The organism is Pseudomonas fontis, from assembly GCF_028656955.1.
GTDB classification, from domain to species: domain Bacteria; phylum Pseudomonadota; class Gammaproteobacteria; order Pseudomonadales; family Pseudomonadaceae; genus Aquipseudomonas; species Aquipseudomonas fontis.
Map to the genome: position 1 here is coordinate 23,489 of NZ_JAMDGY010000006.1, position 11,845 is coordinate 35,333.

Genomic DNA, 11,845 nt, shown 5'->3' on the forward strand with positions numbered 1-11,845 from the left:
CGTTTCTTAGGATGGGAATCCCACAGGGGGAAAGAAGCGTGAATACCAGTCGCCACCCCGCCTCAGCGCAATTTTACCGTGAGCACACTATGGAACCTGGAAACGCCCAGCTGTCGATGACCGTCCTGATGACCCCGGACATGGCCAACTTTTCTGGCAACGTACATGGCGGCACCCTGCTCAAGTATTTGGATGAAGTGGCGTATGCCTGCGCCAGCCGCTATGCCGGCCGTTATGTGGTGACCCTGTCGGTGGACCAGGTGGTGTTCCGCGAGCCGGTGCATGTCGGCGAGCTGGTGACCTTCCTGGCATCGGTCAACTACACCGGCAATACCTCGATGGAAGTGGGTATCAAGGTTGTCACCGAGAACATCCGCGAGCGTTCGGTGCGACACAGCAACAGCTGCTTCTTCACCATGGTTGCCGTCGACGACGATCGCAAGCCAGTGGCCGTACCGCCGCGCCAGCCGGAAAGCAGCGAAGAAAAACGCCGCTTCCTGCAAGGCAAGCAGCGTCGGCAGATCCGTCAGGAACTGGAAAAGCGCTACCAGGAGCTCAAGGCCGACGCGATCTAAACGGCCAGGCGCTGCGCCTCGAAGCGTACGCGGGGGTGCACGATGCGGTCCTGGGCGCGCACCAGCTCCAGCTCATAGCTGCTGCATGCCTGGGTTTCCAGCAACACTTCGTGTACCGCCGAGGCGGTGAACTCGAACGCTGCAACCCAGTCGTCTCCCAATAGCAGCCGGGCCAGGAACAGCCCGGCAGTCAGGTCGCCCACCCCCACCGGCTGGCGCGGGAAGGCCAACAGCGGCCGGCGCAGGTGCCAGCTGCCTTCGGCCGTCACCAGCAGCATCTCGAAGTCTTCGGGTTTGCGCCCAGGGTAGGCCAGGTGCTTGACCAGCACCGCCTTCGGGCCGCGCTCCAGCAGGGCGCGGGCCATGCCGACACAGTCTTCCAGCGAGTCGGCGCGACGGCCCGAGAAACTGTCCAGCTCCAGTTGATTCGGGCACAGCACGTCGGCGACCGCAGCGGCTTCCTGCAACAGGAAGTCACTGACTTCGGCTGGCACGATGCAGCCCTTTTCCGGGTGCCCCATGACCGGGTCGCACAGGTACAACGCCTTGGGGTTTACTGCCTTGATGCGTGCCACACCACTGAGAATCGCCCGCCCCTGGGCCGCACTGCCCAGGTAGCCGGACAACACCGCATCGCAATTGCCCAGCTCACCGATCGTCGCAATCCCGTCGACCAGTGCCGGAATTTGCTCTGGCGCAAGCACTTCCCCTGTCCACTGGCCATACTGAGTGTGGTTGGAGAACTGAACGGTATTCAGCGGCCAGACATTGACCCCGACCCGCTGCATGGGGAACACCGCGGCACTGTTGCCGGCGTGGCCAAAAACCACATGGGACTGGATAGCAAGCAGATGCGGTGTACGTTTCATGCAGGACTTCCAAAGCGGACGAATGTAAAAACCAGGCGCGCAGTATGGCGCCAAATAGCATCTGTACGACAGACCGAAACGGCAGTTAAGCTGGGCCTATCTCGTTGGAGCAACTAGTAGATGTTAACCCTCGAAAATATTCTGGTGCTGATGCTGCTGGCCACGGCGGGCGCCTGGCTGTGGCATAACCACGGGCTGCGGGAAAAGGCCCTGGAGCGGGTCAAGCAGCATTGCGCGAAGCTCGACCTGGAGCTGCTGGACGGCAACGTGGCGCTCAAGCGCATCGGCTTTGTACGCGATGCCAATGGCCGCAAGCGTCTGGCCCGTGTGTATAACTTTGAGTTCACGGTGACCGGTGAGCAACGCCATCCCGGCACAGTTACCCAGTTCGGCCCACACACCATGCAGATCGAGCTGGCGCCCTACCCGTTCGAGATCAAGCCACCGCCGCCTGGGGACAACGTGATCGAGATGAACCAGTGGCGCGAGCAGCACAACCGCTGGCGCAACTGAGTTATCCACAGCCCGGCAAGCTTGTCGCCGCTACCGATAGGCTGCGCTCGCCTGCAGAGCAGGCGCCGCCTTTGGGAGCCCTCATGGGCTCCAGCGCAGCCTGACGGCAGCGGCTACACCCTGCAGCCAAGCATGCCCGCTTCCAGCACAGCCACTTCCTGCGCCTGTGCAAAAATCAGCTCGATGCGCGAATCCTTGCGCCATTCGCTAGACCGCCATTCCAGCCCCTGCCCTTCGACAGCATTCGCCGAAAACCACCCCTTCGCGCTGTGGATAACCATCTTTGCCCGCCGCCACTCAAGGCCTTCAAGAAATGCCTGCAAGCGTGCCCGGTCCAGTGGCTGGGCGGGATGCCATTGCCAGCCGATGCTCCAGGCGTCAGCCAATTGTTGATGCACACACAGCGGGCGCGATGGATCTGTCCACAGGGCCAGGCTGGGCGCCGCGCTATTCGGTAGCACAAGTTTATCCACAATCGACTTTTCCACAGGCCCCTGCCCGTTGCCGGGCAACCGGTCCAGTGGCAGGTAACCCTGCTCCGTCCAGAACAGCGGCACATCCGGGAATTGTTTGCTTATCCACAGGCGTTTTTCGCTGTCCACAGGGTCGGCCTTGTTCAACACCAGCAAACCCGCGTGGCTCAAGGCTTGCGCTTGCGCCGCAGGCAGGGGGATGCCGGCAGCCAATGCCTGAGCATCCAGCACCAGCACTGCGGGCTGCACCGACAACACCCCCTGCCACGGCGCCTGGGCCAACTGTGCCAGCAGTTGCGCTGGATGCCCCAGGCCAGAGGGCTCGATAAACAGCCGATCAGGCCGAGCCTTGCGCAACAGACGCCCAAGGCCGACCTGAAACGGCGCGCCGTTCACGCAACACAGGCAGCCACCCGCCACCTCGCCCATCGCGACACCCTGGTCGTCGGTACTGAGCAATGCGGCATCCAGGCCGATCTGGCCGAACTCATTGATCAGCACCGCCCAACGCTCACCCACAGGGCGCTGGGCGAGCAACTGGCGGATCAGGCTGGTCTTGCCGGCACCGAGCGGGCCGGCAATCAGATGCGTGGGGATATGTTGCAGCATGGGGGCCATTTCGCCTGGAGGAGACGACACTATCCTCCAGTCCCAGGCCCTGCCGTCAAGCCGCCTCTTCTTCAAACCAGGGGCCGAATGGGTCCGGCAGACACTGCCAGCCCTCGATGCCTTGCTCCATTTCGGCGTCGGTCAGCAGGCAGGCGCTCAGTTGCGCGTCCAGCAGGGCGAAATCAATGTGCTGGCCGATAAACACCAGTTCCTGGCGGCAGTCGCCAGATTCCGCCGTCCAGTTGCCGAGGATCGCGGAGGTACTCGCGGCGTCCTGCGGCCATTGCTCACGTGGAACAAAGCGCCACCAGCGCCCGGCAAAGCCATGACGCATCATGCCGCCAGCCTGGGACCAACTGCCCGCCTCCTCCGGCTTGCTCGCCAACCAGAAGAACCCCTTGGAACGCAGCAGGCGGCCATTGCTCCACGGGCTGTGGATAAAGTCGAAAAAGCGTTGCGGATGCAGCGGCCGGCGCGCCTGCCAGGCCGTGGCGGCGATGCCATATTCCTCGGTTTCCGGGATATGCGCGCCGCGCAGTTCCTGCAGCCAGCCCGGCGCCTGGGCAGCACGCTCGAAGTCGAACAGACCGGTGTTGAGGATCTGCTCGAGCGGCACCTGGCCCATGACCATCGGCACGATTCGCGCGTGGGTGTTGAGGCTGCGCAGGATGGCCATGAGCTCCTCACGCTCGTCACTGGCAATCAGGTCGATCTTGCTCAGCAACAGCACATCGGCGAACTCGATCTGCTCGATCAGCAGGTCGCTGATCGAACGTTCGTCATCCTCACCCAGCGTTTCGCCATGCTCGGCAAGGCTGTGCGCGGCCTGATAGTCACGCAGGAAGTTCAGGCCATCGACCACAGTGACCATGGTATCCAGGCGCGCCTGGTCAGCCAGGCTACGCCCTTGTTCATCGCGGAAGGTGAAGGTTTCCGCCACTGGCAGTGGCTCGGAAATGCCGGTGGACTCGATCAGCAGGTAATCGAAGCGGCCTTCGCGGGCCAGTCGCCCAACCTCCTCCAACAGATCTTCACGCAGGGTGCAGCAGATGCAGCCGTTGCTCATCTCCACCAGCTTTTCTTCAGCACGGTTCAGGCTGACATTGCGCTGCACCTCGCTGGCATCAATGTTGATTTCACTCATGTCGTTGACGATCACCGCTACCCTCAGGTTGTCGCGGTTGCGCAGGACGTGATTGAGCAGGGTGCTTTTGCCGGCCCCTAAAAAGCCGGAGAGCACGGTTACGGGAAGACGGTTGGGCATGAACAGTTCCTCATCAGGCGGCATTCGGGCGATGCTGTGGTTTTATGTTATAGTATAACAATACTGTTCAGCCAACCGGTTTTGCGCTTATCGATCGAAGGCGCACCAGAGCGTGAGAATCCTCATGAAATTGCCACTGCCTTGGCTGTTGATGTTGCTGCTGTTTCCCGTTGCTGCGGCACACGCCATGCCTCGTGCACAACCTGCTGACTGCACACGCAGCGCGCATCTGCTGGCGTGCAGTGACCGCGACGGCAATTACTACGGCGTACACACCCGCGGCAGCACGATTTATTTGCGTGGTTTTGAAGCGCAGGGCAAACGCTTCTGGGCGCAGACCAGCAGCCGCTACGGCCCGCTGACCTTCTACACCGGCGTCGCCAGCGATGGCGAAACCTGGGTCGGTTACAGCCGCCGTGTTGGCTGGACAACCCTCAACCGCGTTTCCAGCTCCAGCGGCCAGCGCTTCGATCTGCGCTGCAATCGACTGGGCGGCTGCCAATGACTTTTCTCTAGCGATGGTTTACCGATGAGCGCCCTGACACTTCCCGATATCGCCGCACAACTCAGCCAGCAAGCCCTCCCGCTCGATTGGGTTGGCATGTGTGGCATCGCCGCGCCGCTGCACTTCGATGGACAGGTAATCCGGGCATCCGTGGATGCAGGCGTTAGCCTGGATGATGGCGAGTCCCGTGGCATACACATGTCTCGCCTGTACCTGGCGCTTGAGGCGTTCGAACATGAGCCGCTGTCGGCCGCGCTGCTTCGGCGTCTACTGGAACGCTTCCTCGACAGTCACCAGGGCTTGTCGGCCAGTGCATTTCTACGACTGCGATTCGATGTGATGCTTAAACGCAGCGCATTGGTCAGCGCATTGGCGGGCTGGAAGGCCTATCCGATTGAGCTGAACGCGGAGCTGACTGACGGAGTGTTCCACGTGGAACTAAATGCGCAGGTGGACTACTCCTCCACCTGCCCATGCTCTGCCGCACTCGCCAGGCAATTGATTCAACAGCAATTTCTGACTGATTTCGGCAATCGCAGCTTGAGCCACGAAGCTGTCCTGAGCTGGCTCGGCAGCGCCCAGGGGATCCTCGCCACGCCGCACAGCCAACGCAGTACGGCGTACTTGCAGACCCGCTTGCACGCGGGCGTGGATGAATTGCCGGTGCGGGCGTTGATCGACCACGCCGAGTCTGCCCTGGGTACCGCCGTGCAGACGGCAGTCAAACGCGCAGACGAACAAGCCTTCGCCTTGGCCAACGGCCAGAACCTGATGTTCTGTGAAGACGCTGCGCGCCGTTTGAACCTTGCCCTGAAACGACTGCCCTGGATCGCCGGCTTCAACCTTCGCGTGGAACACGCCGAAAGCCTGCACGCCCATGACGCAGTCGCCCACAGCCAATGGCAATGGTGAGCCTCAGGTTCGAGGTTTCACTGTGCCGCAGTCGTTGCCCAACCAAACAGCGCGCGTGTCCATGCTGCCCTTCTGCTGCACACCAGAGGCATTGAAGGTGCCGTTGACCTGGGTGCGGAACTCCCGGTCACTGACAAAGGTGGCCTGACCGCTGCCTTGCGCTTTCGGGCAACTGAACTGGAATTTCCAGACATTGCCCGTGCGCTCGGTAATCTTCTGCGTGCAGCCCGACTGGGGGTCCTGCAAGGGGATGTCGTTGCTCTTCACTTGCTCCGGCGTCAGGCACGAGCGCACACCCTTGCCCGCAACGGTAATGCCGTTCTTGGCCAGCCCGCCTTCAATCATCGCCCGCTGCTCGGGTGGCAGGTTCTTCAGTTGCTCGATCATGAAGCCCATGTCCGGCATTTGATTGCCATCGACCTGCATGTTGCTGGTGGTCAGTTCCCACAAACCTGGTTGCAGCATTTGCGCGTGCGCCCACGGGCTCGACAGACCCAAGGCCAGTGCCAGCAGTGGCAGACGATTCTTCATGTATGGCTCCTCGATACCCCGGCACCACGCCGGACTCTGGCTTAGACGCGATTTTGTGCTTTCGGTTGCAAGTGTAGGCGTGAACATGGTCTGTTAGCAGGGAGTGCCTTTGGACAGCAGGATGCGTATGGATTACCACAGCCCGTACTTCTTCGGTTACCTGATCGGCCTGGCTCACCTGCTCGGCGCAGGCGCTGCCTTGCATGCGGTATTCACTGTGCGCACCGCACAAGGCGCGATTGCCTGGGCGCTGTCACTGCTGTTCATTCCCTACTTCACCTTGATCCCCTACCTGATTTTCGGCAGCCGGACCTTCGACGCCTACATCCAGGCACGCCGCCAGGCGAACCAGGAAATGCACGTGGCGATGGCCGACCTGAACTGGCGCCCCTGGGTCGAGGAAGCGTTGGCGGCGCGCAACTCCGAATCCTACGCCGCCTTGCGCGCCATGCCCAAGCTCGGCCGGATGCCCTGCCTGGCCAACAACGAGGTGCGCCTGCTGATCGATGGCAAGGCCACGTTCGATGCGATCTTTGCCGCCATCGAGCGCGCCCGCGACACGGTGCTGGTGCAGTTCTTCATCATTCACGATGACGAACTGGGCCGTAAGCTTCAGAACTTGTTATTGAGAAAGGCTGCCGAAGGCGTGCGCATCTATGTGCTGTATGACAGCGTCGGCAGCCATGCCCTGCCCTCACGCTACAGCCAGACCCTGCGCGACGGCGGCGTCGACATTCGCGCCTTCGCCACCCGGCGCGGCTGGTTCAACCGCTTCCAGGTGAACTTTCGCAACCACCGCAAGATTGTCGTGGTCGACGGCATGCAGGGCTTCCTCGGTGGGCACAACGTCGGCGACGAGTACCTGGGCGGCAACCCCAATCTCTCGCCCTGGCGTGACACTCATGTCCAGGTCAGCGGCCCGGTGCTGGCGTGCCTGCAAGAGTCCTTCGCCGAAGACTGGTTCTGGGCGGCGCGGCAACTGCCGCCACTGATCCTGCCGGACACCTACCCCGAGGACGGCGTGCTGTGCCAGGCACTGGCCAGCGGTCCGGCCGATCCGCAGGAGACCTGCTCGCTGTTCTTCGTCGAGGCGATTCATGCGGCGCGCGAGCGCCTGTGGATTACCAGCCCGTACTTCATCCCCGATGAAGCCGTGTTCGCCGCCCTGCGCCTGGCGGTGCTGCGCGGCGTCGATGTGCGCATCCTCATTCCTTCGCGTCCCGACCACCGCATCGTCTATGCCGCCTCCAGCCTGTTCGCCTTCGAGGCAGTGCGCGCCGGCGTACGCATGTTCCGCTATCAACCGGGCTTCCTGCATCAGAAGGTGGTGCTGGTGGACAACGAGGTCAGCGCCATCGGCAGCGCCAACCTGGACAACCGCTCGTTCCGGCTCAACTTCGAGATCATGTTGCTGACGGTGGACCGCGCCTTCGCTGACCAGGTCGAAGCCATGCTCAACAATGACTTCGACCTGGCCCGGGAGATCACTGCCGAAGACAGCCGCGATACCCATCGCTTGCAGTTGCTGGGGATGCGTATCGCCCGGCTGATTTCACCGATCCTCTAAGGGCGGTGTTCAGCGGTACAGGTCTTCGCGGGTCAGCGGCAGGGTGTGGCTGCCATCGGCCAGGGGTTTCACCGCGAGGATCTGGTGCAGGTTGATCCAGCCCTTGGCGAAGGCGTAGGAGCAGCCGGCCAGGTACAGCCGCCAGATGCGCAGGGCCTTCTCCGGCACCATCTTCGCCGCCTTGTCCAACTGCCCTTCCAAGCGATCACTCCAGATCTGCAGCGTGCGCGCATAGTGCAGGCGCAGGCTTTCGACATCGACCACTTCCAGGCCCACCTCGCTGATGCTTGCCGTGATCATCGACAGGTGCGGCAGCTCGCCATGCGGGAACACGTAGCGCTCGATGAAGTTACCCGCGCCACGCCCGACCGGGCGACCATCGATGTGCCGCGCGGTGATGCCATGGTTCATCACCAGCCCACCTTCACGCACCGCCCCGAACAGGCGCTGGCAGTACAGCGCGAGGTTCGCATGGCCGACGTGTTCGAACATGCCGACACTCACCACCTTGTCGAAGCGGCCGTCCTGCGGCAGGTCGCGGTAGTCGAGAATCTGCAACTCCACCTGCCCTTCCAGGCCCTCGGCCTTGACCCGCTGGCGACCGAGCCTGAGCTGCTCCTTGCTCAGGGTGATGCCGAACACCTTGGCGCCAAATTCCCGCGCGGCGAAGCGCGCCAGCCCACCCCAGCCACAGCCGACATCCAGCAGGTAGTCGCCCTCCTGCAAGCGCAGCTTGCGGCACAGGTGCTCGAACTTGTTCTGCTGGGCCTGCTCCAGGCTGTCTTGCTCGGTCTTGAAGTAGGCACAGGAATACGCCATGTCCTGGTCCAGCCACAGCTGGTAGAACGCGTTGGACAGGTCGTAGTGGTAGGAAATCGCCGCCGCATCGGTGGCCTTGTCGTGCTCGCGACGCACCGGCTGGTCATCTTCGTGGTCCTTGAGTAATGCCACGCTCAACTCGTCGCAGACACGGATGACCTCGCTGATGGTGCCTTCCAGCTCCAGCTTGCCCTCGACAAACGCCGCGCCTAATTCGTCTAGGCTTGGATGCGTTAATTGAGTGATCAGTTGGGGATCCTTCACCACGATGGTGACCTGGGGTTTTGGGCCAAGATCGAACTCATGGCCATCCCAGAGCTTCAGCCGCAGCGGCAAGCGCAGGCTTTGTAAAGCAGGTGGAAGTTGCGCAAGCATGAATAAGCCTCCCTTTTTCATCGGACGTCACGAAAAAAGGGTAGTTCATCTGCGCGATCTTTCCGCTTATCGCGACCATAGTCGCAGGTTATAACGCCTGCACCGGCGGTGCGTACCGCCCACAAGCCAACGCTATAAATTGTATACAATTCATGGCCCAGCAGACTAACCTTGGCGCCATTGTCGATTCTTCATCCGGGAGTAAAACAATGAAAACCTATGATGTAGTCATCATCGGCGGTGGCCCTGGTGGCTATAACGCCGCCATCCGCGCCGGCCAGCTGGGCATGAGCGTCGCTTGTGTAGAAGGCCGCGCAACCCTCGGCGGTACCTGCCTGAATGTCGGTTGCATGCCCTCCAAAGCCCTGCTGCATGCCTCCGAGCTGTATGAAGCAGCCGTCGGCAGCGAATTCGCCAACCTCGGCATCGAGGTCACGCCGACCCTCAACCTTGCGCAGATGATGAAGCAAAAGGATGAGAGCGTGACCGGCCTGACCAAGGGCATCGAGTTTCTGTTCCGCAAGAACAAGGTCGACTGGATCAAGGGCTGGGGCCAACTGGACGGCGTCGGCAAGGTCAAGGTAACGGCCGACGACGGCAGCGTGACCGAGCTGGCCGCCAAGGACATCGTCATTGCCACCGGCTCCGAGCCGACCCCGTTGCCGGGCGTGACCATCGACAACCAGCGCATCATCGACTCCACCGGCGCCCTGGCGCTGCCGGGCGTGCCCAAGCACCTGGTGGTGATTGGCGCCGGGGTGATCGGCCTGGAGCTGGGTTCGGTGTGGCGCCGCCTGGGCAGCCAGGTCACCGTGATCGAATACCTGGACCGCATCTGCCCAGGCACCGACGAAGAAACCGCCAAGACCCTGCAACGTTGCCTGGCCAAGCAAGGCATGACCTTCAAGCTCGGCAGCAAGGTGACGCAAGCCACGCCTTCGGCCGACAGCGTCAGCCTGACCCTGGAGCCTGCTGCCGGGGGTGGCGCTGAAACCATCGAAGCCGACTATGTACTGGTCGCCATCGGCCGTCGCCCGTACACCAAAGGCCTGGGCCTGGAGACGGTCGGGTTGGAGACCGACAAGCGCGGCATGCTCAGCAACCAGCACCACGCCAGCGGCGTACCCGGCATCTGGGTGATTGGCGACGTTACCTCCGGGCCGATGCTCGCGCACAAGGCCGAGGACGAAGCAGTAGCCTGCATCGAGCGCATCAAGGGCCACCCGCACGAGGTGAACTACAACCTGATCCCGGGCGTGATCTACACCCGTCCGGAACTGGCCAGCGTCGGCAAGACCGAAGAGCAGCTCAAGGCCGAAGGCCGCGCCTACAAGGTCGGCAAGTTCCCCTTCACCGCCAACAGCCGGGCCAAGATCAACCACGAGACCGAAGGTTTCGCCAAGGTCCTGGCCGACGCCACCACCGATGAAGTGCTTGGCGTGCACCTGGTCGGCCCGAGCGTCAGCGAGATGATCGGCGAGTTCTGCGTGGCCATGGAGTTCTCCGCTTCGGCCGAAGACATCGCGCTCACCTGCCACCCGCACCCGACCCGCTCCGAGGCCTTGCGCCAGGCGGCGATGAACGTCGAAGGCATGGCCATGCAGATCTGACCCTCAGTCAGCCTGCACCCCTGCCCTGCCCACCTGTGGCGCTGGTCGCCGCAGGTGCAGCAGGCCATGGGCGAACAGCCCGAAGATCAGCCCCCAGAAAGCTGCCGACAAGCCCAGGAAGGACATGCCCGAGGCCGTCACCAGAAAGGTGATCAGTGCTGCCTCGCGGTCACTCGGCACACTCATGGCGCCCGCCAACGCGCCACCAATCGCGCCGAACAGGGCCAACCCTGCCAACGCGGCAATCAGGGCTGCCGGGAACGCGGTGAACAGCGACACCAAGGTCGCGCCGAACACCCCCAACACCAGGTACAGCACCCCGCCACTTACCCCCGCCCAATAGCGTCGCGTTGGATCGTCGTGCGCTTCGCGCCCGGTGCAGATCGCTGCGGTGATCGCTGCGAGGTTCAAACCGTGGCAACCGAACGGCGCCAGCAGCAGGCTGGTAAAAGCGTTGCTGGCGATGATCGGGCTGGCCGGGGTGGCATAGCCATCCTGGCGCAGCACCGCGATGCCCGGCACGAACTGCCCGGTCAGCGCGACCATGACCAGCGGCAGGCTGACACTGAGGATCGCATGCCAGGTGAACACCGGGCTGGTCCACACCGGCGTGGCGAGGCCGATGACCAGGGCGTCGCGGTTCAGCTCGCCCGAGGCCAGGGTCAGGCTGACGCCGCAGATCAACACCGCCAGCACCGCATAGCGCGGCGCCAGGCGCTTGAACAGCAGGTAGGTGACGAACATCGCCAGCACCAGCGTGGGCTGCGCCTTGAGTTGCACGAACAGGCCGGTGCCGAAGCTGAACAGGATGCCGGCGAGCATGGCCGCGGAGATGGCCGGTGGCAACTTGCCGACGATGCGGTCGAAGGCGCCGGACAGGCCGACCAGCAGGATCACCAGGTTGGCGATCAGGTAGGCGCCGATGGCTTCGGCGAAGGCGATGCCGGGGAGCAGCGCCACCAGCAATGCCGAACCCGGCGCGGACCAGGCGATCACCAGCGGCACCTTGTAGCGCAGGCTGAGGAGGATGCCGAGCACCCCGCTGCCGATGGAAATCGCCCAGACCCACGAGGACAGTTGAGCCTGCGAGAGCTGCCCACTGTGGGCGGCCTGGAAGATGATCACCAAGGGGCCGGCGTAGGAAATCAGCGTGGCAATGCAGCCGGCGACCAGGGCGCTGAGAGAGAAGCCTTTCATGGGACCTCCTGGATTTGGCGTGTCTT

12 protein-coding genes are annotated in these 11,845 nt (G+C 62.8%); 6 read left to right on the forward strand and 6 right to left on the reverse strand.

Translation table 11 applies throughout. The features are described from left to right. Positions 1 to 89: 89 nt before the first annotated feature. Positions 90 to 575: an acyl-CoA thioesterase gene (locus M5G11_RS01005; protein ID WP_273912393.1), complete on the forward strand. Its 486-nt coding sequence runs from the start codon at positions 90 to 92 to the stop codon at positions 573 to 575. Here M5G11_RS01005 and pdxY read toward each other — a convergent pair. Beyond that, positions 572 to 1,444 carry a pyridoxal kinase PdxY gene (gene pdxY, locus M5G11_RS01010; protein ID WP_273912394.1) on the reverse strand — a complete coding sequence of 291 codons (873 nt, stop codon included), beginning with the start codon at positions 1,442 to 1,444 and terminating at the stop codon, positions 572 to 574. The two genes, M5G11_RS01005 and pdxY, sit on opposite strands and share 4 nt — an antisense overlap. Positions 1,445 to 1,564: 120 nt before the next feature. Between pdxY and M5G11_RS01015 the strand changes: the two genes are divergently transcribed. Then, positions 1,565 to 1,957: a DUF3301 domain-containing protein gene (locus M5G11_RS01015; protein WP_273912395.1), complete on the forward strand. Its 393-nt coding sequence runs from the start codon at positions 1,565 to 1,567 to the stop codon at positions 1,955 to 1,957. Positions 1,958 to 2,070: 113 nt separating this feature from the next. Here M5G11_RS01015 and M5G11_RS01020 read toward each other — a convergent pair whose 3' ends face one another. Further along, entirely contained in the window at positions 2,071 to 3,039 is a 969-nt protein-coding gene (locus tag M5G11_RS01020) for a CobW family GTP-binding protein (RefSeq protein WP_273912396.1), read from the reverse strand. Between the two features lie 55 nt (positions 3,040 to 3,094). Further along, positions 3,095 to 4,303, reverse strand: coding sequence for a zinc metallochaperone GTPase ZigA (gene zigA / locus M5G11_RS01025; RefSeq protein WP_273912397.1), 1,209 nt, complete (start codon positions 4,301 to 4,303; stop codon positions 3,095 to 3,097). Between the two features lie 124 nt (positions 4,304 to 4,427). On the opposite strand from zigA, the gene M5G11_RS01030 reads away from it, so the two are divergent. Further along, positions 4,428 to 4,808, forward strand: coding sequence for a glutamine synthetase (locus tag M5G11_RS01030; protein ID WP_273912398.1), 381 nt, complete (start codon positions 4,428 to 4,430; stop codon positions 4,806 to 4,808). 24 nt (positions 4,809 to 4,832) lie between these two features. After that, positions 4,833 to 5,720: a GTP cyclohydrolase FolE2 gene (gene folE2 / locus M5G11_RS01035; protein WP_273912399.1), complete on the forward strand. Its 888-nt coding sequence runs from the start codon at positions 4,833 to 4,835 to the stop codon at positions 5,718 to 5,720. A gap of 3 nt (positions 5,721 to 5,723) precedes the next feature. On the opposite strand, the gene M5G11_RS01040 is transcribed toward folE2, so the two are convergent. Next, on the reverse strand, positions 5,724 to 6,251 hold the full coding sequence (locus M5G11_RS01040) for a DUF3617 domain-containing protein (RefSeq protein ID WP_273912401.1): 528 nt from the start codon (positions 6,249 to 6,251) through the stop codon (positions 5,724 to 5,726). A gap of 127 nt (positions 6,252 to 6,378) precedes the next feature. Between M5G11_RS01040 and cls the strand changes: the two genes are divergently transcribed. Then, positions 6,379 to 7,818, forward strand: coding sequence for a cardiolipin synthase (gene cls / locus M5G11_RS01045; RefSeq protein ID WP_273912402.1), 1,440 nt, complete (start codon positions 6,379 to 6,381; stop codon positions 7,816 to 7,818). Positions 7,819 to 7,827: 9 nt separating this feature from the next. Here cls and cfaB read toward each other — a convergent pair whose 3' ends face one another. Beyond that, complete coding sequence (cfaB, locus tag M5G11_RS01050) at positions 7,828 to 9,012, reverse strand: C17 cyclopropane fatty acid synthase CfaB (RefSeq protein ID WP_273912404.1); 1,185 nt, start codon at positions 9,010 to 9,012, stop codon at positions 7,828 to 7,830. Between the two features lie 209 nt (positions 9,013 to 9,221). Between cfaB and lpdA the strand changes: the two genes are divergently transcribed. After that, a complete protein-coding gene (lpdA, locus tag M5G11_RS01055; protein ID WP_273912405.1) occupies positions 9,222 to 10,622 on the forward strand; it encodes a dihydrolipoyl dehydrogenase in 1,401 nt (466 codons plus the stop codon). A gap of 3 nt (positions 10,623 to 10,625) precedes the next feature. Here the strand turns inward: lpdA and M5G11_RS01060 are convergent, their stop codons facing one another. Then, the gene (locus M5G11_RS01060; RefSeq protein WP_273912406.1) at positions 10,626 to 11,819 is read right to left on the reverse strand and encodes a benzoate/H(+) symporter BenE family transporter; all 1,194 of its coding nucleotides are present in this window, start codon (positions 11,817 to 11,819) and stop codon (positions 10,626 to 10,628) included. Positions 11,820 to 11,845: the final 26 nt, after the last annotated feature.

Coding starts and splice junctions, on each gene's coding strand:
- lpdA (WP_273912405.1), top strand. CDS start 9,222: ATGAAAACCTATGATGTAGTCATCATCGGCGGTGGCCCTGGTGGCTAT.
- zigA (WP_273912397.1), bottom strand. CDS start 4,303: ATGCCCAACCGTCTTCCCGTAACCGTGCTCTCCGGCTTTTTAGGGGCC.
- cfaB (WP_273912404.1), bottom strand. CDS start 9,012: ATGCTTGCGCAACTTCCACCTGCTTTACAAAGCCTGCGCTTGCCGCTG.
- pdxY (WP_273912394.1), bottom strand. CDS start 1,444: ATGAAACGTACACCGCATCTGCTTGCTATCCAGTCCCATGTGGTTTTT.
- folE2 (WP_273912399.1), top strand. CDS start 4,833: ATGAGCGCCCTGACACTTCCCGATATCGCCGCACAACTCAGCCAGCAA.
- M5G11_RS01030 (WP_273912398.1), top strand. CDS start 4,428: ATGAAATTGCCACTGCCTTGGCTGTTGATGTTGCTGCTGTTTCCCGTT.
- M5G11_RS01040 (WP_273912401.1), bottom strand. CDS start 6,251: ATGAAGAATCGTCTGCCACTGCTGGCACTGGCCTTGGGTCTGTCGAGC.
- M5G11_RS01060 (WP_273912406.1), bottom strand. CDS start 11,819: ATGAAAGGCTTCTCTCTCAGCGCCCTGGTCGCCGGCTGCATTGCCACG.
- cls (WP_273912402.1), top strand. CDS start 6,379: ATGGATTACCACAGCCCGTACTTCTTCGGTTACCTGATCGGCCTGGCT.
- M5G11_RS01015 (WP_273912395.1), top strand. CDS start 1,565: ATGTTAACCCTCGAAAATATTCTGGTGCTGATGCTGCTGGCCACGGCG.
- M5G11_RS01005 (WP_273912393.1), top strand. CDS start 90: ATGGAACCTGGAAACGCCCAGCTGTCGATGACCGTCCTGATGACCCCG.
- M5G11_RS01020 (WP_273912396.1), bottom strand. CDS start 3,039: ATGCTGCAACATATCCCCACGCATCTGATTGCCGGCCCGCTCGGTGCC.